The organism is Mitsuaria sp. GD03876 (genome assembly GCF_029840635.1).
Taxonomy (GTDB): domain Bacteria; phylum Pseudomonadota; class Gammaproteobacteria; order Burkholderiales; family Burkholderiaceae_C; genus Roseateles.
In genome coordinates this window covers 15,054-35,393 of sequence record NZ_JAOCCU010000009.1, presented here as the reverse complement: position 1 = coordinate 35,393, position 20,340 = coordinate 15,054, and the positions used below count along the sequence as shown (strand labels likewise).

21 protein-coding genes are annotated in these 20,340 nt (G+C 69.9%); 14 read left to right on the top strand and 7 right to left on the bottom strand.

What is annotated here, in order from left to right:
* Nucleotides 1–116 precede the first annotated feature (116 nt).
* Nucleotides 117–566 (bottom strand): heme-binding protein, encoded by a 450-nt coding sequence (locus tag N5D62_RS07650; RefSeq protein WP_279757079.1) that lies wholly within the window; start codon nt 564–566, stop codon nt 117–119.
* Between the two features lie 68 nt (nt 567–634).
* Nucleotides 635–928, bottom strand: coding sequence for a DUF1330 domain-containing protein (locus tag N5D62_RS07645; RefSeq protein WP_279757078.1), 294 nt, complete (start codon nt 926–928; stop codon nt 635–637).
* A 200-nt stretch (nt 929–1,128) separates the two neighbouring features.
* On the opposite strand from N5D62_RS07645, the gene N5D62_RS07640 reads away from it, so the two are divergent.
* Nucleotides 1,129–1,554 (top strand): response regulator, encoded by a 426-nt coding sequence (locus tag N5D62_RS07640; protein ID WP_279757077.1) that lies wholly within the window; start codon nt 1,129–1,131, stop codon nt 1,552–1,554.
* Between the two features lie 117 nt (nt 1,555–1,671).
* Nucleotides 1,672–1,932 (top strand): hypothetical protein, encoded by a 261-nt coding sequence (locus N5D62_RS07635; protein WP_279757076.1) that lies wholly within the window; start codon nt 1,672–1,674, stop codon nt 1,930–1,932.
* A gap of 5 nt (nt 1,933–1,937) precedes the next feature.
* On the opposite strand, the gene N5D62_RS07630 is transcribed toward N5D62_RS07635, so the two are convergent.
* A complete protein-coding gene (locus N5D62_RS07630; protein ID WP_279757075.1) occupies nt 1,938–2,705 on the bottom strand; it encodes an SDR family oxidoreductase in 768 nt (255 codons plus the stop codon).
* A gap of 101 nt (nt 2,706–2,806) precedes the next feature.
* Nucleotides 2,807–3,610: an NADPH-dependent F420 reductase gene (locus tag N5D62_RS07625; protein ID WP_279757074.1), complete on the bottom strand. Its 804-nt coding sequence runs from the start codon at nt 3,608–3,610 to the stop codon at nt 2,807–2,809.
* A 110-nt stretch (nt 3,611–3,720) separates the two neighbouring features.
* Here N5D62_RS07625 and N5D62_RS07620 point away from each other — a divergent pair, with 110 nt between their 5' ends.
* Nucleotides 3,721–4,671 (top strand): LysR family transcriptional regulator, encoded by a 951-nt coding sequence (locus tag N5D62_RS07620; protein WP_279757073.1) that lies wholly within the window; start codon nt 3,721–3,723, stop codon nt 4,669–4,671.
* A gap of 38 nt (nt 4,672–4,709) precedes the next feature.
* Here N5D62_RS07620 and N5D62_RS07615 read toward each other — a convergent pair whose 3' ends face one another.
* Nucleotides 4,710–5,114, bottom strand: coding sequence for a hypothetical protein (locus tag N5D62_RS07615; RefSeq protein WP_279757072.1), 405 nt, complete (start codon nt 5,112–5,114; stop codon nt 4,710–4,712).
* Between the two features lie 212 nt (nt 5,115–5,326).
* Here N5D62_RS07615 and N5D62_RS07610 point away from each other — a divergent pair, with 212 nt between their 5' ends.
* From N5D62_RS07610 to N5D62_RS07565, 10 genes are all read left to right on the top strand, one after another.
* The gene (locus N5D62_RS07610; RefSeq protein ID WP_279757071.1) at nt 5,327–6,076 is read left to right on the top strand and encodes a hypothetical protein; all 750 of its coding nucleotides are present in this window, start codon (nt 5,327–5,329) and stop codon (nt 6,074–6,076) included.
* Between the two features lie 592 nt (nt 6,077–6,668).
* Nucleotides 6,669–7,628, top strand: a complete 960-nt coding sequence (locus tag N5D62_RS07605) for a capsular polysaccharide synthesis protein (RefSeq protein ID WP_279757070.1) — start codon at nt 6,669–6,671, stop codon at nt 7,626–7,628.
* A gap of 312 nt (nt 7,629–7,940) precedes the next feature.
* On the top strand, nt 7,941–9,470 hold the full coding sequence (locus N5D62_RS07600) for a DUF4331 domain-containing protein (RefSeq protein ID WP_279757068.1): 1,530 nt from the start codon (nt 7,941–7,943) through the stop codon (nt 9,468–9,470).
* Nucleotides 9,471–9,484: 14 nt separating this feature from the next.
* A complete protein-coding gene (locus tag N5D62_RS07595; RefSeq protein ID WP_279757067.1) occupies nt 9,485–9,811 on the top strand; it encodes a hypothetical protein in 327 nt (108 codons plus the stop codon).
* Entirely contained in the window at nt 9,808–11,034 is a 1,227-nt protein-coding gene (locus tag N5D62_RS07590) for a hypothetical protein (protein WP_279757066.1), read from the top strand. The genes N5D62_RS07595 and N5D62_RS07590 overlap by 4 nt, the downstream gene beginning before the upstream one ends.
* Entirely contained in the window at nt 11,031–12,236 is a 1,206-nt protein-coding gene (locus N5D62_RS07585) for a HupE/UreJ family protein (protein ID WP_279757065.1), read from the top strand. Before N5D62_RS07590 ends, N5D62_RS07585 begins: the two co-directional genes overlap by 4 nt.
* A 17-nt stretch (nt 12,237–12,253) precedes the next feature.
* A complete protein-coding gene (locus N5D62_RS07580) occupies nt 12,254–14,449 on the top strand; it encodes a TonB-dependent receptor (RefSeq protein WP_279757064.1) in 2,196 nt (731 codons plus the stop codon).
* A 117-nt stretch (nt 14,450–14,566) separates the two neighbouring features.
* On the top strand, nt 14,567–15,091 hold the full coding sequence (locus N5D62_RS07575) for a DUF3455 domain-containing protein (protein WP_279757175.1): 525 nt from the start codon (nt 14,567–14,569) through the stop codon (nt 15,089–15,091).
* Nucleotides 15,092–15,240: 149 nt separating this feature from the next.
* A complete protein-coding gene (locus N5D62_RS07570) occupies nt 15,241–15,879 on the top strand; it encodes a sigma-70 family RNA polymerase sigma factor (protein ID WP_279757063.1) in 639 nt (212 codons plus the stop codon).
* Entirely contained in the window at nt 15,879–16,595 is a 717-nt protein-coding gene (locus N5D62_RS07565) for an anti-sigma factor (RefSeq protein ID WP_279757062.1), read from the top strand. Before N5D62_RS07570 ends, N5D62_RS07565 begins: the two co-directional genes overlap by 1 nt.
* 55 nt (nt 16,596–16,650) lie before the next feature.
* On the opposite strand, the gene glmS is transcribed toward N5D62_RS07565, so the two are convergent.
* A complete protein-coding gene (gene glmS / locus N5D62_RS07560; protein ID WP_279757061.1) occupies nt 16,651–18,525 on the bottom strand; it encodes a glutamine--fructose-6-phosphate transaminase (isomerizing) in 1,875 nt (624 codons plus the stop codon).
* A 148-nt stretch (nt 18,526–18,673) separates the two neighbouring features.
* Between glmS and N5D62_RS07555 the strand changes: the two genes are divergently transcribed.
* On the top strand, nt 18,674–19,153 hold the full coding sequence (locus tag N5D62_RS07555) for an Lrp/AsnC family transcriptional regulator (RefSeq protein WP_279757060.1): 480 nt from the start codon (nt 18,674–18,676) through the stop codon (nt 19,151–19,153).
* Nucleotides 19,154–19,156: 3 nt separating this feature from the next.
* On the opposite strand, the gene N5D62_RS07550 is transcribed toward N5D62_RS07555, so the two are convergent.
* Entirely contained in the window at nt 19,157–20,338 is a 1,182-nt protein-coding gene (locus tag N5D62_RS07550; protein ID WP_279757059.1) for a class I SAM-dependent methyltransferase, read from the bottom strand.
* Between the last annotated feature and the right edge of the window lie 2 nt (nt 20,339–20,340).

Sequence of the window (20,340 nt, the reverse complement as noted above, 5' to 3'; positions counted from 1 at the left end):
CGTCTCGATGCCCAGTGCCGGCATGGTGCCGAGCCCTTCCCCGTCCCGATTAGGCGCATGCACCGCTCTTTTTGGCGCTGCGCCCGCGCGGCCCCCGCGGGCCTGAAAAGCGCGAATTACTTATCGGTGGCGAAGCCCGTGGCCCGCAGCGCCGCGAGGGCGGCGTCGTGATCCTGCTGCGCGTTGCCGCCCGAGATGCCGACGCCGCCGACGATGCGCCCGTCCACCAGGATCGGCACGCCGCCGCCGACGGCCATGACGCGCGGGTGGTGCGCCAGCGGCGCGGTGACGGGGGCGGCGACGACGTGGTTCCAGGTGAGGGTGTCCAGGCCGAAGGAGGCCGCGGTCCAGGCCTTGTCGATGGCGATGCCGGCGGTCAGGAAGGGCGCGGCGTCGCTGCGCTCGAAGGCGACGAGGTGGCCGCCGGCGTCGGTGATGGCGATGGCGACCTCGATGCCGATCTCGCGCGACGAGTCGCGGGCGGCGGCGAGCAGGGACAGCGCGGCATCGCGGGTGATGGAGGCCGTGGCGTGGACGGCGTTGGCCGTGGGGGTCGAGGTGGTCATGGGTTGGCTTCGGGAGGACGTGGAGGTCGTGTTGGCGATGGGGCGATGGGGCGGTGGGACTGGCGCGGTCAGTCGCGGCCGGCGACGATGACGGCGCGATAGGTCGCGCCCTTGAAGCGATGGCTGGCGGCGGCCTGGTACTCGGGGCTGCGATACCAGCGCCGGGCGGCGTCGAGGTCGGGGAACTTGAGGAGGACGACGCCGTCGACCGGCGCTCCCTCGAGCATTTCCTGCTCGCCATAGGTGGCGAGGAACTCCACGGGATGGCCGGCGAAGGTGCCGCCGACGGCGGCCTGGTAGCGGGCGAGTTCTTCTTCGTCGTGGACGGCTTCCTTGAGGAAGACCACGTAGGCGGCGGGCATGTCGGGATTCCTTTCAAAGGGGGACGTGCCCACTGTAGAAATTCGCCCCGGGCTTGGTAAGTCCGCTCCGGCGCAAACACTTTCAACGCCGGATCGAGAATGCGCGGCCCGCGGATCGCCTCCTCGACGCGCGGCCCGCCGGCTTGGGAACGCCTGTTGCCCGATGTCGATGCCCACCACTGCCAGCTGACTGCCCGCACATGATGGACACCGCTTCGCCCGCCCCGCCGCCCCCGGTGCTCGTGCTCGTCGTCGACGACGACGCCGTCAATCGCCTGCTGGCGTCGGAGATGGTGCGGCTGCTGGGCTACGCGGTGGCGCTGGCGAGCAGCGCGGCGGAGGCCATCGAGGCCTGCCTGGCGGAGGCCCCGGCCATCGTGCTGATGGACATGTCGATGCCCGGCGTCACCGGCGTGCAGGCCACGCGGGAGTTGCGGCGGCGGCAGGCGGCCGGGGAGATGCCGCGCTTCTCGATCGTGGCGCTGACGGCGCACTCGGGGCGGGCGGAGGAGGAGGAGTGCCGCGCGGCCGGGATGGATGCCTACCTGACCAAGCCGTTGATGCTGGCGCAGTTGAAGGCGGTGCTGTCACGGCTGGCCGAGCGGCCGGAGGCCTCGCCGCCGTAGGCCGGGACCGACGCCGCCCCCGCCTGGATGCCGACAGCGCGACGGCCTGCCGGCTGGGCGCGCTCGCCCGGGTGGGCGCGTAGGCTCTTCCCACAAGAACGGTTGTTGGGAATTTCGATGAGCCACGCGATGCGATTGACCGTCGAGTCGAGTTGCGATGCGTGCCCGTCCGGCAAATTCACGCCGGTGCTGGTACGACGCTTCGAGCGCGACGGACAGACCCACCATCAGAAACTGCTGCTGCACGGCGAGTACGCGACCGCGGAGGAAGCGTGCCGGGTGTCGACAAGGACGCTCGCGACGCTGGTGAGCACGCTGGCGCCGCAGAAGCCGGATGGGGAGGGGAACTTCGTGTCGGATTGGGTGGCGTTGGGGTGAGGGGCTCAGAGCTTGTAGCCGCCGCTCGCCTCGATGATCTGCGCGGTCACCCAGCGGCCTTCATTCGACGCCAGGAAGGCGACGACGGCGGCGACTTCGGCGGTCTCGCCGAACCGACCCAGGGCGGTGTCGCCTTCGATGGCCTTCACCATCTCGGCGTTCTCGCGAACCGCCGCATTCATGTCGGTGCTGATCCAGCCAGGTGCGACCGCATTGACGGTGATCTGCTTCGGGCCAAGCTCCGCGGCAAGCGCGTGAGTCAGGTTGTTGATCGCCGCCTTCGCCATCGAATAGATCGGGACGACATTCATCGCGCGGATGCCGGCGCCGGAGGAGATGTTGACGATGCGTCCGCCGTTGGCCAGGCGGCTCAGCGCGGCTTGCACCACGAAGAACGGCGCACGCGCGTGGACCGCGACGATGGTGTCCCAGCTCTCCGGCGTCGCGTCTGCCAGACCGCCCCAACCGGAGTTGCCGGCGTTGTTGACCAGGATATCGAGCGTGTTGCTGCCGTTTCGCTGGGTGAGTTCGAGGTCCAGGCGCTCGAACAGCGTCGGGATCGCGCGGGCGTCCAGGAGGTCGGCGTGGAGCGCGAACGCCGCGCCGCCGGCTTTCGTGATCGCAGCAACGGCCTCATCGGCCCCCGCCTTGCTTTGGCTGTAGGTGAGCGCGACCGTCGCACCCTCCGCCGCGAGGCGCTCCGCGATGGCGCGCCCGATGCCGCGTGATCCGCCGGTGACCAGCGCGGTCTTGTTTGTCAGTGACTTGGACATGGGGTTTCCTTCTCGTCTAACTCGTCTGCCTCGCGAATGGGAAATGACCGGCCGGCAACGCACGGCCGGCCTGTCGTCATCGCGATGCGAAGGGCGGTGGGTTAGCGCTGAACGGTGTCGGCGCTCGCCAGTTCGAGAAAGAGCGCGATGTGGATCGGCGGAAGGCCGTCCAACGTGCCGCCGATCGGGGATGGGCGTACCGTCGTGTCGACGATCCGTCGAGCCGCGTCCGGCGTCAGCGGCTTGCCGGCTTGCTGGTAGACCTTCTTCGCCTGCTCCTGGGTCAGGCCTTCAGGGATCGTGGGCGCGTACGGCCAGAAGTAGATCGGCGTGTTGGGCTCGATGCGCCAGCTGTTGGCGAGCGAACCGACATCGAGCACGTCGTAGCCCACGTCCTGGATGAACTGCGAGACGACGGCCTTGGCTGCCGCGTCATCCCCTGCGATCGGCAGCGTGGTGCGCTGGTCATCGCCCTTCGGCCGCGCGTTGAACTGCATGTGGTGCCAGCCGATGTTGTGGATGCCCTTGACCACTTTCGCGCCGGCCAGGTACGTCTGGATGAGCTCGCTCGAGGTGAGCTCGCCGTTGTCCAGGTCGGCCCTGCGGAAGTCGCCCATGCCGGGGTAGTAGTTGGTTTGGTCGATGACCACCTTGCCGGCAAACCTGGCCGCTGGCAGCGACTCGAACCGGGGCAGCGGGATGGACAGCGCGACGATGTCAGCGGCGGCGATGGCCTCATCGACCGTGCCGGCACGGGCCAGCGGACCGAGTTCCTTGACCAGCGCGGCCAGGGATTCCGGGCCGCGCGAATTGCTGATCACGACTTTGCGGCCCGCCGCGACGGCGAGGTGGGCCACGGCTTTGCCGGCGAGGCCGGAGCCGATGATTCCGATGGTTTGTGTCATGTGAAGGTCCCAGTTGACGGTGAAGTCGGCGGTTTCCGCCGACCGACAACGCCACTCTATTTGTGGGTCCAACATTGATAAATGGATCTCCGTGCCACAAACTGTTGTCCATGACGACATCAATCGACTTGGCCGAGATGCGGGCCTTCGTTGCCGTGGTGACCGACGGCTCGTTCACGACGGCCGCCGACCGCCTGGGCACCGACAAGGCCAGGCTCAGCCGCATCGTTTCGCGCATGGAGGAGAAGCTCGGAGCGCGGCTGCTGACCCGCTCGACGCGCCGGCTGAGCGTCACCGAGGTCGGGCGCGACTACCTGGAGCGGGCCGTCTGCATCCTGTCGGCCGCGGAGGCCGCCGAGGCCGCCGTCGCCCAACAGTCTGGAGAGCCGAAAGGGCTGCTCAAGATCACGGCGGGGTCCGAGTACGGCCCCCTCGTGGTGGACCGGTGGCTTGCAGCCTTCCTGAAGGTGTCTCCGAAGGTGACCATCGAGGCGGAGTACACGAACCGCCTGGTGGACATCATTCACGAGGGGGTCGACGTGGCCATCCGCGTCGGCGCGCTGCCCGACTCGGGCCTGTCAGCGCGCCGGTTGGGCGAGGTGGCATACGGGCTGTACGCGGCTCCTGGCTACCTGCGCGACGCTCCGGCGCTGTCGGCGGTCGGGGACTTGGCCAACCATGACCTCATCATGAAAACGCGACGCGGGCGTCCGTTCTGGACCCTCCTCAACGGTTCGGAAACCGCGGAGATCTCAGAGCCGCCGCGCGCTGCCGTGAGCAGCACGGTCGCGGCCAAGAATCTGGCGCTGGAGGGCATCGGCATCGCGCAGTTGCCACGCTTCATGGCTGCTGCGCATGTGGCGGACGGGTCGCTCCAACGGGTGTTGCCAGGGTGGGCAGAAGAGCCGGCCCCTGTTCATGCCTTGTTTGCGTCAAGCCGCTACATGGATCCGAAGGTGCGCGGCTTCGTCGACCTTTGCATCCGCGCCTTCATGAACGCCGAAGACGATGTCGAGGCCGTCATCGATTCGGCGGCCCAGGGCATGTTGACGCCGGCATAGCCACATCGGGGCCCCGCGCGCGACGGCCCACTTCTCGGTCATGGACAGCCGGGGATCGCGTTCTGGCGGATGAAGGCGAGGACCTTGGGGTCGCTCACGCCGGCGACGGCGGCGTCAAGGCCGCTCTTCGGGGCGTAGAACTTCACGCCCTCCGGCATCGCCTTGACGGCGCCATCGGCGCTGGGCGTCGTCAGGATCCAGACCCGGCCTTGCGGCGACTGGAAACCAATGGCCTTCGAGTCGCGATAGGCGTAGCTCAGCGGTGAACAGCCTTCGGTGGTCTTGTCCTTGTTGGTCTGGTACGCGGCTTGAAGGACGGACCACTCGGCCTTCTCGTCGATGCCCCCCTGGAAGGTGGTGACGTAGGAACTGCCGAAATACCAGGCGGCGACGCCGCCGCCGAGGAGCACGGCGCCCAGGAGGATCGATTGGAGACGCGTCATTTCTTAACCATCTTCGTAGTCTTCGCAAAGCTATCGATCTTCGCCAGCCCAATTCAGCCTTGCTGACGGATCCGCTCGCTCAATTCGGCAACGCTCGAAGCGTCGATAACAAACATGTCCGCCAAGATGCTTCGGGCAGTTTTGCGGCATGCAGCTGCGCAGACACTGGCCCCGGCGGAGACACTGTTGGATTCCCCATTCACCATCTCCGCATGACCCGCCAAGCCAAGAAGGACCTCGAACGCCGATACCTCGACCGAGTCCGTGACCTGCTCGCTGACTTCCCGCAAGGCGCCATCGACGAGCGCGAACAGCCGGACTTCTTGGTTAACGCCGCCGATCGCATTATCGGGATCGAGATCACCGAGCTGCACCGCGCCAAGGACAGTCAGCCCGTTCCCATGCAAGGCCGGGAGGCCATTCGCCACCAGATCGTCCAGCGCGCGAAGGTGCTATACGACGGCGAAGGTGCTCCGCCCATCGACTGCTGCGTCCACCTGAAGGACCTGTCCTATCGCCGCAAGGACATCGAACCTCTGGCCGCCAAGATTTCCGAATTGGCCAAGCGAAACGTCCCGCCCGAAGGCACGATCTCCAGTCGCGAGCAATACGACTGGGTCAACCGCGACTACTTCCCCGAGGAAGTCGACTACATCCGAGTGGCGCGTTTCGACGGCCTGACGGAGAGCTTCTTTGGCACCACTGGCTCGACTTGGGCGGAGCCGATGACGTCGGACATTGTGGGCGCCATCATCGACACCAAGGATGCCAACATTGTTGAGTACCTGCGTCAGTGCGATGAAGCTTGGCTGGTGATCGTCACCGACAGCGGGACGATGTCGACCTGGTTCAACAGCGCGGACCAGGTGGAGACGGCGACCTTCAGGACAGGCTTTGCCCGGGTCTTCATCCTGCGCAATTTCGGCAGCAAACTCATCGAGCTGACTACGGCACGCACATAGCACTCGCGCATCGACCTAGCACCAGTTCCGCTCGATCATTGGATCCTGCCGCATTCGGATCACATGCAGCCGCTTGCTCTCAGTCGATTTCGTGCCGCCGCCTGCGACCACGCACAGCGCCCTCCTTGCGCCCCCCCTTCCTGCATGTTGCTCTTGAGCTTCTCTAACACTGGTGTGCGCGCCGCAGTAACGCTCTGAAGGTCAAGACCGGAGGACTCCCCTGGACGGGACGCCGTTGCGTCCCGCGGCCTTGAGGCGGCAGCGCCTCGTCGGCGCGCAATGGACTCGCCCAAGGCCCCTGCGCCATCGGAGTACCCCAGCCCGAACGGATCGACCCGGCTGACTTGTTCCCAACCAACGAAGTCTGCGACCGTTGACTTCGCCCTCACCGCCACGACTTCGCGCCGCCCGCCCCGCGCCGAACCGTGCCCTGTACAACAGGCCATCGCAGTACCCACGCCGCTTCCCGGTGGAGCGCACACGCAGTGCCAGTCGTCCATGGAAGAACCACGGCGACCTCCACCATGCACGGCGCGACGTTCTTCCCCCTCCATCTCATGGCCTGCAGCGCGACCACGCTGCATCGGCGGCCATGAAGCTCACCCTCTGCTCGACGATCCTCGCAGTGATGCGGCCGGTCACCCGCCTGCTTCATCGCGCTTGCACTCGATCCTCCCGCTCGCTGCCGAGCTGGACCAGCCAGGCCCATGTCATGCCGGAAAGACGGCGAGTCCCTCGCGTCATCTGGTCCTATTGGCACACCCGCGAGCTGCCCCCGGTGGTCGCGGCCTGCGTCGCCAACTGGCGGCGTCACGCGCCGGACTACGACATCCGCGTGTTGCACCCTGGCGTGATCGCCGAAGCGCTCGATGGGCAGCCGATGCCCGAGTCATTCGACACCTGGGCGGCCTATCGCCAAGCGGATTGGCTTCGGGTCGCCCTGGTCGGGCGCCATGGCGGGCTGTGGATGGACGCGAGCCTGTTCCTGACGCGCTCGCCCGACTGGCTGCTGGCGCTGGCGACGCGCAAGCGCGGACTGAGCGGCTTTCACCTCCACGCGGGCAACGCCGCCGCGACTGCCGCGCCGGGGACATGGCCCTTCCTCGAGAACTGGTGCTTCGCGGCGCCGCCGGGCGATCGATTCGTCCTGGCCTGGGAAAGCGAGCTGCGACACGCGCTCGCGCTGGGCGAGGCCACCTACCTGGCAGGGCTCGGTCCGGCGCGGGACGAGCTGCTATCGGGCATCAACTCGCCGCGGTACCTGGTCATGCACGTCGCGGCACGCGTCGTGATGCGACGCGACGGCCCGTTCAACATCCACCTGCTGCCGGCGCAAGACCGCGCCTACTTCTACCAGTCCCGCACGGGCTGGCGACGGTGGCGCCTGATGCTCGCCTTGATGGGCTGGGGCCGACGGCAGGACACCCCACTGGTCAAGCTCCGCAGCGCCGAGCGAGACCGGCTCGGCCGCCAGTGCGCGCACGCCAGGCCATTGCCCGGCAGCGTCGTCGCCGACGAACTGCCGGAACTCGCGGCGTCGTCGCGGGCTTGAAGCACGGGGGACGCTCGCCACCCTGGTGATCGACGCCAGCCGCGATGAAGACCTCGCCGACGACCGCGCGCGCGTACGCATCGCCCATCCGATCGGATGCATGGCGTTGCTTCGCGTGCGTCCCGGATTCCGCCGACAGGCCCCGGGCCCGACGGGGCGCGTCCTTGCCCAGCGTGAACGGCGCCGGCCTGGACCTTCAAGACATGCGCGGATCGCATGCATCCAAGTCGGTCTCCGGCGCGTAAGACGACCTGGACGGGTCATGACCGTCCGCCTCCACCACACCGTTCCCTCAACGCCGAGGAGCCCTCCATGACCCCGTCCCCATCGACGCGTCTTCGCGCCGGGTGCATCGCCGCCAGCGTGCTGTGCGCCGGATTGGCCTTCGCCTCCAGCCATCGGGAAGCGCCATTCATCACCACCGTCCCCAAGGCGGACGCGACGGATTTCTACCTGTTCATGAGCTACGAGCCCGGCCGCACCGACTACGTCACGCTCATCGCGAACTACCTACCGCTGCAGGACCCGTATGGCGGCCCCAACTACTTCTCGCTGGATCCGAACGCGCTCTACGAGATCCATGTCGACAACAACGGCGACGCCAAGGAAGACATCACCTTCCAGTTCCGGTTCAAGCACTCGCTCAAGGCCACCGCGCTGACCATCGGCGACAAGAGCGTGCCCATCCCGCTCATCCAGTCCGGCGCCGTGGCCGACCCCAAGGCCGCCACCCTCAACCTCAACGAGACCTACACCGTCGACATCGTCCGGGGCGACCGCCGCTCCGGCACGCGGGCGTCGATCACGAACGCCACCGGCGGCTCCGCCACCTTCGACAAGCCGGTCGACAACATCGGCAAGAAGACCATCGCCGACTACGCGGCCTACGCCGCCAAGCACGTCTATGCGGTGACGATCCCGGGGTGCGCCCAGCCGGCCAAGGTCTTCGCGGGGCAACGCAAGGATCCCTTCGCCGTCAACCTGGGAACGATCTTCGACCTGGTGAACGCGCCGGTGGGCGTGATCACCGATCCGGCCCAAATCAACGCCGCGCCCAACACGCTGGACGGCAAGAACGTCACGACCCTCGCGCTGGAAGTGCACAAGAGCTGCCTGGTCGCCGGCAATGAGCCGGTCATCGGCGGCTGGACCACGGCCAGCATGCGCCAGGCGCGCATCCTCGATCCGGCCCCGAAGGCCGGGCACCAGAACAGCGACAAGGCCGGCGGCGCCTGGGTGCAGGTCTCCCGGCTCGGCATGCCGCTGGTCAACGAGGTCGTGATCGGCCTGCCCGACAAGGACCGCTTCAACGCGTCCAAGCCCAAGGACGACACGCAGTTCGCCACCTACGTGACCCATCCCACGCTGCCGGCGCTGCTCTCGACGGTGCTCGGGCTGGGCAACGCCGCGCCGACCAACCTGCCGCGCAACGACCTGGTGACGACCTTCCTCACCGGCATCAAGAACGTCAACCAGCCCGCCAACGTCGTCGCGTCCGAGGAACTGCGCCTGAACACGTCCATCGCGGCCGTCCCCTTCGCGCAGCAGAACCGGCTGGGCGTCGTGGGCAACCTGCTCGCGCATGGCAGCGACAACGCGGGATTCCCCAACGGACGCCGGCCGAAGGACGACGTCGTCGACATCTCCCTCGTGGCGGTGATGGGCGGCTTGTGCATGGCCAACGGCGACACCGACGCGCTGGGTTTCGGCGCGGCGTGCAAGCCCTCGGCGGTGCCGCTGGGCGCCACCTCGCTGAAGCTGCATGACGCGGTCGATCAGGCCGTCGTGCCGCTGCTGCCTGGATTCCCCTACCTGTACACGCCCGCCGGCGGTACCCAGTGAGGAAGGAGCCCGTCATGACCACGCCCTTCCCTGTCACGGCCGGCCGGACCGCGCCGGATCCGGCCAACCGGTGGCGGCGCCCCGCGCTGCGCCTGACGGCGATCGCCGCCGCGACGCTCGTGGCCGGCTGCTTCGGCGGCGGCGGCGACGACGCGACCGACATGCCGGGCCAGCCCGCCGGCGGCGCCATCCCGGACAGCGCGCTGGCCTCGCCCGCCGCCTACACGCAGTTCACGCTGACGACGGCCCAGTCCGGCAGCGAGACCGCGGAGCCGCTGACGGCCGACAACGTGACGGTGCCCCCCACCAGCGAGACCGACGAACCGGCGCCCGTCACGTGAGCGCCGAACGGGTCGAGGCGCTCGCCGGCCCGGCCCCGTCGTCCCTGCCGCGGGCCCTCGCGATCCTCCTCGCGATCGCGATGGCCGCCGCGGTGGCCGAGCCGTCCCGCCCTCGACACGACGACGAGGTCGTGGAACGGCTGCCGTCGCGCGCCGGATCGGCGACGGAACGGGCGCGGCTGCGCGCGGAGCAACGGGTGCTGGCCCAGCAGCCCCGGGACCTGGGCCTGGCCTTGCGCGCGGCCCGCGAGGCCATCGACCGCGGCCGCCGCTTCGGCGATCCGCGGGACCTGGGCACCGCGCAAGCCTGGCTGCGCCCGTGGTGGACGGATCCCGCGGCGCCCCCGGCGGTCCGGCTGCTCAAGGCCACGGTGCTGCAGGCGCAGCACGATTTCGATCCGGCGTTGACGGAGCTCGACCGGTTGCTGCGCGAGCGCGACCTGGCGCCCGCGTTGCGCGCGCAGGCCGAGTTCACCCGCGCCGGCGTGCTGCAGGTGCGCGGACGCTGGGACGAGGCCCGCTCCGGGTGCGAGCGGCTCGCCGCGCCGCCGCTGTCGCTGCCGCACGGCCAGGCCTGCCTGGCGGAACTCGACAGCCTGCAGGGGCGGGACCGCGCGGCGCGCGACCGGCTCGCGGCGCTGGATCGCGCGCCGCAGGCGCCGCACGCCTGGCTGGCGCTGCTGCAGGCGGAACTGGCCGAACGCCAGGGCCGTCCGGAGGCGGGCGCGCTGTATGCGAAGGCCTTGTCGCTCGACGACGGCCTGTACGCGCGCGCGGCCTATGCCGATTGGCTGCTGGACGCGGGACGTCCGGCACAGGCCGCGTCGCTGGTGCGGGCGGGCCAGGCCACGGAGACCGGCCCGTTGCTCTCCGCGTTGCCCGATGCCTTGTTGCTTCGGCTCGCCATCGCCTGGAAGCAGATGGGCGCCCCGGACGCGGTCCCGGCGAAGACCGAGATGCAGGCGCGCTTCGACGCGGCCGCGCTGCGCGGCGACACCAGTCATGCGCGGGAACGCGCGCGCTTCGCGCTGGATGTCCTCGGTGATGCCCCGCTCGCGCTGCGGCAGGCCGAGCTGAACTGGGCCCTCCAGCGCGAGCCCGCGGATGCCGTGTTGCTGGTGCGCGCCGCGCAGGCCGCCGGCCACCCGGAGTCGGCCGCGCCGGTGCGCGCCTTCGCCCGCGAGCACGGCCTGCGGGACCGCCGGATCGAGGAGCCGGGATGAGCGGGCCTGGTGCCTGGCGGGTCGCCGCGGCGATGGCCCTCGCGCTCTCGGGCCTCGCTCCCGCGGCCTGGGCGCACAAGGCGAGCGACGCCTACCTGCGGCTCTCGGTCGACGGCTGGCAGGTGACGTTGCGGGCCGACATCGCCCTTCGGGACCTGGACCGCGACCTCGTGCTGGACGCGGACGACGACGGGCTGCTGCGCTGGGGCGAGGTGCGAGGCCGCACCGCCGACATCGAGGCGCTCGTCGGCCGCGACCTGCGGCTGGAGGTGGGCGATGCCGCCGGCGCCGCCTGCATGCCCGGCGCGTTCGCGCCGCTGCAACTGGACCAGCACAGCGATGGCCGGTATGCGGTGCTGACGCGGACGTGGTCGTGCACGGCTTCGCCGGCGACCGCCTCCCTGTCGTACGGCCTCTTCGCCGCGACCGATCCGACGCATCGGGGCATCCTCGCGCGGACGATGGCGGGGTCGACGCGGACCACCGTCATCGCGCCGGGCAGCGCGGCGCTGAGCCTGCCCCTAGGACTCGGCCCCGCGTCCGGCGCGAGCTGCCCCTCGCAGGATGGCGGATCGGCCGATCCGGCCGGATCGCTGGCCCTCTTCCTGGATGGCGTGCACCACATCTGGATCGGCGTCGACCATGTGCTCTTCCTCGTCGTGCTGCTGTTGCCGGCCGTCCTGACGCGGTCGGGAGACCGTTGGTGGCCCGCCGCGGCTTGGCGGCCCGCGTTCTGGCGCGTGCTCGGCGTGGTGACCGCGTTCACCGTCGCGCACTCGATCACGCTGGGCCTGGCCGTCTTCGACGTGCTGAATCCGCCGTCCCGATGGGTGGAGAGCCTCATCGCGCTGAGCGTGCTGCTGGCCGCGCTCAACAACCTCCGGCCCGTGCTGGTGGAGACGCGATGGCGGCTCACCTTCGCCTTCGGGCTGGTGCATGGCTTCGGCTTCGCGAGCGCGTTGAAGGACCTCGGACTGGCGCACGCCGATCTCGCGCTGCCGCTGGTGCTCTTCAACCTCGGCGTGGAGGCCGGGCAGTTGACGATCGTCGCCGCGCTCGTGCCCTTGGCATGGACCGCGCGTCGCTGGCGGGGGTATCCGCGCTGGGTGCTGGACGCGTGCTCGGTCGCCGTCGCGGCCATCGCGATCGTGTGGCTCGTCGAACGCCTCTTCGACCTGCGGCTCCTGGGGCTCGGCGGATGACGACCAGAACGCTTCGCATGGCCGCCCTCCCGGCGTTGATCCTCCTGGGCGCGGCGGCGAGCGCCTCGCCCGGTCCCGAGGCGCCGGCCGGCGTCCGGCCCGCCGAGTCGTCCGACGCGGCGCCGGCGGGGGCGGCATCCGAGCCGTCGCCGCCGGTGACCCTGATGCGGGTCCAGGTCGACGGCCGGCACTACGACAACGCGGTCGGCAGCAGCGACGCCGCGTCGCAAGGAACGATCCGGGCACCGCTGCTCAAGCATCGCCCGGTGCTGAGGCCGGGCGAAGTCCTGGAGTTCGTGCCCGGCCTGATCGTCACGCAGCACAGCGGCGACGGGAAGGCCAACCAGTACTTCCTGCGCGGCTTCAACCTGGATCACGGGACGGACTTCGCCACGAGCGTGATGGGCGTGCCGGTGAACATGCCGAGCCACGCCCACGGCCAGGGGTATGCCGACCTGAACTTCCTGATCCCGGAGTTGGTCGAGCGCATCGACTACCGCAAGGGGCCGTACTTCGCGCGCAATGGCGACTTCTCCGCGGCGGGCTCCGCCGACATCGACTACCTGCGCCAACTCGACGCGCCCTTCGTGAGCCTCACCGCCGGGGAGGGCCGCTACCGGCGCGCGCTCGCGGCCGGATCCGCCCGCGTCGCCGACGGCGTGCAGGCGTTGGGTGCCGTCGAGGCGATGGGCAACGACGGCCCCTGGCGCGTGCCGGAAAGGCTCCATCGCCGCAACCTGCTGCTGAGCCTGTCAGGCGCCCACGGCGACGACCGGTGGCGCGTGGGCCTGATGGACTACCGCGCGGACTGGACGGCCACCGACCAGGTGCCGCAACGGCTCATCGAGGCCGGGACCTTTCAAGGCCGGCCCTTCGGACGCTTCGACGCGATCGATACGACCGACGGCGGCCGGACCCGGCGCACCGGTGTCTCGGTCGACTGGTCGCGGCAGGACGGCGCGCGCACGACCCGCGCGGCGGCCTATGCGGTGGCGTATCGCCTGTCGCTGTACTCCAACTTCACCTATGCGCTGGAGCGCCCGGACACCGGCGACCAGTTCGCCCAGCAGGACGATCGCCACGTCCGCGGCTTCAGCGCCAGCCATGCGGTCGAGCATTCGATCGGCGCCTGGCCGGCCCGCAGCGAGGCCGGCGTTCAAGTGCGCCAGGATCGCGCGCGCGTGGGGCTGTTCGACACCGCGGCACGGGCCGTCGTAGGCACGACGCGGGACGATCGCGTGCGGGAGACGCTGTCCAGCGTGTTCGCGCAGACCGGCATCGAGCTGACGCCCTGGGCCCGCGCGGTGATCGGCCTGCGCGCGGACCAGGCGCGCTTCCACGTGGACAGCCTGTCGCAACCGCTGAACTCGGGCGCGGCCCGTCACTCGGCGGTGTCGCCGACGGGGTCGCTGGTGCTCGGCCCGTGGGCGAGGACCGAGCTGTTCCTCAACGCCGGCCGCGGCTTGCACAGCAACGACGCGCGCGGCGTCACCACCCGTGTCGACCCGCGCTCGGGCGACGCCGTGGACGCCGTCCCCGGGCTGGTCCGTGCCCGCGGCCGCGAGGTCGGGCTGCGCAGCGAATGGCTGCCGGGCCTGCAGACGTCGCTGGCGGTGTGGCGACTGGACTTCGACTCGGAGCTCCTGTACGTCGGCGATGCCGGATCGACCGAGGCCAACCGCCCCAGCACGCGGCGCGGGGTGGAGTGGAACAACCGGTTCGTCCCGCTCCCGTGGCTGCTGATCGACGCGGACCTGGCCTGGACCCGCGCGCGCTTCGCGGATCGCGACCCGGCCGGGCGCCGCATCCCCAACGCCGTCGACCGGGTCGCCTCCGTCGGCGTGACGATGAAGGACGTCGGTCCCTGGTCCGCGAGCCTGCAGTGGCGCTACCTCGGCTCGGCGCCGCTGATCGAGGACAACAGCGCGCGCTCGCGGTCCTCGTTGACGGCCAACCTGCGCGTGAGCAGGCAGCTGAGCCCGAAGACCGAATGGACGCTGGACGTGTTCAACCTGTTCGACCGGCGTGTCAACGACATCGAGTACTTCTACGAGTCCCGCCTTCCCGGTGAAACGGCTCCGGTCGCGGATCGGCATCTGCATCCGGCGGAACCGCGGACCTGGCGCGTCACGGTCCGCCGGCGCTTCCGAGCCGGGAAATCCGCGTCGTGGCGATCGGAAAGCAATGCATCCAAGGCGGGTCGGCCTGCGTAGAGCGTCTCAGGCAGGGCCGGGCGGCCTTGTCCCACCCCACGAGGAGCTGCGATGAACACGATGTCCCCCCGCGCGAAGTCCGTCCTGACGCTGTTGGCGCCGCTGGCGCCGGTCGTGATGCTCGGCGCCTGCGCCATGTCCGGCTCCTCCGGCGCCCGGGCGCCGGCCTTCTCGCAGGCCGGCCTGCCCGCCGCGGTGCAGGTGCCGCAAGGCCACCAGATCGCCATGGAGACCGTGGGCGTCGGCCGGATCACCTATGAATGCCGGGCGAAGAAGGACGCGGCAGGGCAATTCGAATGGGTCTTCGTCGGCCCCGACGCCACGCTGAAGGACCGCCAGGGACAAACGGTCGGCAAGTATTACGGCCCGCCCGCGACCTGGGAATCGCGGGATGGCTCCAAGATCACCGCCACCCAGCTCGCCGTCGCGCCGGCCGGCGCGGACAGCATCCCGCTGCAGCTGGTGAAGGCGAATCCGGCCACGGGCACCGGGGTGATGCAGGGCGTCAGCCATGTCCAGCGCGTGGCGACCCAGGGCGGCGTGGCGCCGCGCACCGCCTGCGACGCCACGAGCCTCGGCCAGAAGCAGGTCGTGGACTACCAGGCGGACTACATCTTCTGGACGCCCGTGGCCATGCGTTGAGCGGTCGCGGCCCGTGCCGGCGCGGGGATCGGGCATCCAGGTCCACCGCGGTCATCCAATCCGGCGCGCGCTGCGTACAACGCGGCATGACACCTTCCTCCGACGCCTCAGACGCGGGTTCCGGACACACGGGGGCGGCCGCGCAGGCCGTGCATGCCCAACGGGACGACTGGCTGGCGGAGCTGATGCACCGCGTGGCGCGGTCCGACCGGGACGCCTTCGCGCAGCTCTATCGGGCCACCAGCGCGACGCTGTTCGGCTTCGTGCTCCGCATCAACCGCGACCGGGCCTTGGCGGAGGATGTCCTGCAGGAGATCTACCTGTCGGTCTGGCGCCAGGCCGCGGCCTTCGATCGCGACCAGGGCCAGGCGATGGCCTGGCTCACCGCGATCGCTCGCCATCGCGCCATCGACAGCATGCGGCGCAAGGCCGCCCAGCCCGTCACGATCAGCCGCTTTGGAGGGCTGGAAGGGTACGCCGGCGATCCGGCGTCGCATGAACCGGACCTGCTCGCGGGCCTTCCGAGCGATACGCCCGGCCCCCTTCAATTGCTCGACGACGCGAGCCGGGCCCACGCGCTGGCGCATTGCATGGACCGGTTGAGCGGCGAGCAGCGCAGCAGCCTGGCGCTGGCCTATTACCAGGGGCTGTCGCACGCCGAGGTGGCCGAGCACATGAGCCAGCCCCTGGGCACGGTGAAGAGCTGGGTCCGCCGCGGGCTGCAGAGCCTGCGCAGTTGCCTGGACCGCGCGACGGAGCGCCTGGGCGCGTTCGGAAAGGCGTCCTGATGGACTACGGACACCGCGAACGCGCCGAACGCCTGGCCGCGGACTACGCGCTGGGCACGCTCCGGGGCGGCGCGCGGCGCCGCTTCGAGCGACTGATGCCCGCCCATCCCGCGCTGGCGCTGGCGGCGGCCCGGTGGCACGCGCGGCTGCAGTTGCTCGCCGGCCAAGTGGAGGCGGTGGAGCCACCCGAGCGCGTGTGGGCCGGCATCCAGGCGCGGCTGTTCGGCAGCGCCAACGAAGCGCCGGCGGCGACCGACGGCGGCGCTGAGCGCATGAAGCGCCGCGGCGCCCAGTTGCTGTTGTGGCGGGGCATCAGCGCGGGCGCGATCGCCGCGTCGCTGGTGCTCGCCGCGATGCTGAGCCGCCCGTTGCCCGAGGCCCCGCCCGTGGTGGTCGTGCTTCGCAGCACGCCGGAGGGTCTTCAACTCATGCCGACGGGCTTCGTGGCGAGCGTGTCGGCGGATGGGCGCGCGCTGGTGCTGAAGCCGTTGGCGCCCGTCACCGTCGATGGCGCCCACGCGCTGGAGCTGTGGGCCGTCCCGAAAGTCGGCGCGCCTCGTTCGCTCGGATTGATCCGCGCTGGAGAAGCGCCGACCACGGTGAATCGCGCGGATCTGCTGCTGGACACCAGCGCGTTCGCCGTCAGCCTCGAGCCCGCCGGAGGGTCTCCGACCGGCAAGCCCACCGGACCGATCGTGTCCGCGGGAGGCGTCTGATCCGCCCCTGGTGCCACGCCGGTCCCGGTGTCCAGCCGACGAGGCCCCAGCCCGCTCACTCCACCGTCACGCTCTTCGCCAGGTTCCGCGGCTTGTCCACGTCCGTGCCCCGCGCGCACGCCGTGTGATACGCCAGCAGTTGCAGCGGCACCGTATGCAGGATCGCGCTCAGCGCGCCGTAGTGCTCCGGCATCCGGATCACATGCAGCCCCTGCTCGCTGTCGATCTTCGTGTCGCCGTCCGCGAACACGAACAGCTCCCCGCCCCGCGCCCGCACTTCCTGCATGTTGCTCTTGAGCTTCTCCAGCAGCGCGTCGTTCGGCGCCACCGTCACCACCGGCATCTGCGCCGTCACCAGCGCCAGCGGGCCGTGCTTCAACTCACCCGCCGGGTACGCCTCCGCGTGGATGTAGCTGATTTCCTTGAGCTTGAGCGCCCCTTCCAGCGCGATCGGGTAATGCAGCCCGCGGCCCAGGAACAGCGCGTTTTCCTTGCGCGCGAACTCCTCGCTCCACGCGATCACCTGCGGCTCCAGCGCCAGCACCGCCTGCACCGCCACCGGCAGGTGACGCAGCGCCTTCAGGTGCTCCGCCTCCTGTTCCTCGCTGAGGTGCCCGCGCGTCTGCGCCAGCGCCAGCGTCAGCAGGAACAGCCCCACCAGCTGCGTCGTGAACGCCTTCGTCGACGCCACGCCGATCTCCGCGCCCGCCCGCGTGATGTAGGCCAGCGCGCATTCGCGCACCATCGCGCTCGTCGGCACGTTGCACACCGTCAGCGTGTGCTGCATCCCCAGCGAGCGCGCATGCTTCAGCGCCGCCAGCGTGTCCGCCGTCTCGCCGCTCTGCGTGATCGTCACCACCAGCGTGCGCGGGTTCGGCACGCTGTCGCGGTAGCGGTACTCGCTGGCGATCTCCACGCTGGTCGGGATCTTGGCGATGCTCTCCAGCCAGTACTTCGCCGTCGAGCCCGCGTAGTAGCTGGTCCCGCACGCCAGGATCAGCACCGAGTCCACTTCCTTGAACACGCGGTACGCGCCGTCGCCGAACAGCTCCGGGCTGATGCCCGTCACGGCGTCCAGCGTGTTGGCGATCGCCACCGGCTGCTCGAAGATCTCCTTCTGCATGTAATGCCGGTACGGGCCCAGTTCCGCCGCGCCGCTGTGCGCCTGCACGGTCTTCACCTCGCGCTCGACATTGACGAAGCGGCCCGTCGCCGCGTCCTTGCTGCTGATCCAGTAACGGCCCAACTGCAGGTCGACGACATCGCCCTCCTCCAGGTAGACGATCTGGTCGGTCACGCCCGCCAGCGCCATCGCGTCCGACGCCAGGAAGTTCGCGCCCGCGCTGTCGTCCTTGCCGACGCCCAGCACCAGCGGCGAGCCCTCGCGCGCGCCGATCACGCGGTGCGGCTCGTCCTTGTGGAACACCGCGATCGCATACGCGCCGCGCAGCTGGCCCACCGCCGTCTGCACCGCCTCCAGCAGGTCGCCGTGGTAATGGAAATCGACCAGGTGCGCGATGACCTCGGTGTCGGTCTGGCTGTGGAACACGTAGCCACGGCCCTTGAGCTCGGCGCGCAGCTCGTCGTGGTTCTCGATGATCCCGTTGTGGACCAGCGCGATGCGGCCCGGCAGCTCGTGCGCCTCGGCGCCCGGGCCGTGCGAGAAGTGCGGATGCGCGTTGTGCACCGCCGGCGCGCCGTGCGTCGCCCAGCGCGTGTGCGCGATGCCGGTGCCGGCGGCCACGCCGTCCTGCGCCGCCAGCGTCTGCAGCTCCGACACCCGCGAGGTGCTGCGCGCCCGGCGCAGTTGGCCGTCCTGGTGCACCGCCACGCCGCAGGAGTCATAACCGCGGTACTCGAGGCGCTTCAGGCCCTCGATCAGGATGGGAACGATGTCTTTTTGGCTGACTGCGCCGACGATGCCGCACATGCTGGTCTCCCCGGGAGTTCCGGTCGAATTGAGAATGGCGCGATGCTAGGCAGGTCGGCAAGGTGGATGCTTTCAAACTTCACTACTTGGTGAAAGAATCAGTCATCGCATTCACCACATGGTGAATTCTTTCACCGAAGCATCAAGCATGGAATCTTCTGTCACCCTGGACGCCATCGACTTGCGGGTGTTGGACCTGCTGCAGCAGGACGCGTCGCTGTCCAACCAGGCGCTGGCGGAGCGCGCCCATGTCTCCCCCGCCACCTGCCTGCGCCGCGTGAGGCGGCTGGTCGAGACCGGCGTGATCGAGAAACAGGTCGCCATCCTGTCGCCGGAGAAGCTGGGCGCGGGCCTGTCGGCGCTGGTGGAGATCACGCTCGACCGCCAGGGCGCCGAGCACCTGGACGCGTTCGAGGCGATCGCCGTGGCGGCGCCCGAGGTCCAGCAGTGCTGGCGCGTCGCGCCGGGGCCGGACTTCGTGCTGGTGCTGCAGGTGCCGGACATGCCGGCCTATCACGCGCTGGTGCAGCGGCTGTTCACGCAGCAGGCCAACGTCCGCAACGTGAAGGCCTTCTTCAGCGTCAAGCGGGCGAAATTCGAGCCCCGCCTGGCGCTGCCGGCGCCCTGACCCTCAGCGCTTGAGGATCAGCAGGCCCTTGAGGTACTCGCCCTCGGGGAAATAGATCGTCTGCGGGTGATCGGGCGTCGCGCCGACCCGGTCCAGGATCAGCCCGTCCACGCCCGCGTCGATGCCGGCGCCGGCCACGATCTTGTGGAACAGCTCCGGCCCCACGCCGCCCGAGCACGAGAAGGTGAACAGCAGGCCGCCCGGATTGAGCAGCATCAGCCCGAGGCGGTTGATGTCCTTGTAGGCGCGCGCGGCGCGTTCGGCATGCGCGGCCGTCGGCGCGAACTTCGGCGGGTCCAGCACGATCGCGTCGAAGCGGCGACCCTGCTTGAGCAGGTCGCGCAGCGTGTGGTTGACGTCCGCGTCCAGCGCCGTGTGGCGCGCCGGATCGAAGCCGTTGAGCGCGACGTGCGCCGTCGCGCGGGCCAGCGCGGGCGCCGACGAGTCGACGCTGATCACCTCGGTCGCGCCGCCGGCCAGCGCCGCGACGGAGAAGCCGCCGGTGTAGCTGAAGCAGTTCAGCACCGACCGGCAGCCGTAGTGCTTCACCGCCTCGGCGAACTTGCGGCGGTTGTCGCGCTGGTCGAGGTAGTAGCCGGTCTTGTGGCCCTCGGCCACGTCCAGGCTGAGCTTCCACTGGTTCTCCGAGATCACGAGCTCGGTGCCGCCGTCGCCACGCAGCCAGCCGGTGACCGGGGCCATGCCCTCGAGCGTGCGCACGTTCGCGTCCGAGCGCTCGTACAGGCGCGTCAGGCCGGTCTGCGCGAGCAGGTGATCGGCGATGGTCTGCTTCCAGCGCTCGGTGCCGGCGGACTGGAACTGCGCGCTGAGCGTGTCGCCGTAGCGGTCGACGATCAGTCCGGGCAGGCCGTCGGCCTCGCCGTGGATCAGGCGCACCGCGTCCGAGTCGATCGGCATGCGCGCGCGCAGCGCGATCGCCGCGGCGATGCGGCGTTCGAAGAAGGCGGCGTCGATGCGCTCGTGCTCGTCGAAGCTCCAGGCCCGCACGCGGATCAACGACTCCGGGCTGTACGAGGCCCAGCACAGGAAGGCGCCCTCGGCGGATTCGACGCGCACCGTCTCGCCCGCGTCGGCCTTGCCCTTCTCGATGGAGCCCTGGAACACCCACGGATGGCGGCGCAGCAGCGAGCGGTCCTTGCCCTCGCGCAGTCGGATGGATTTCATAG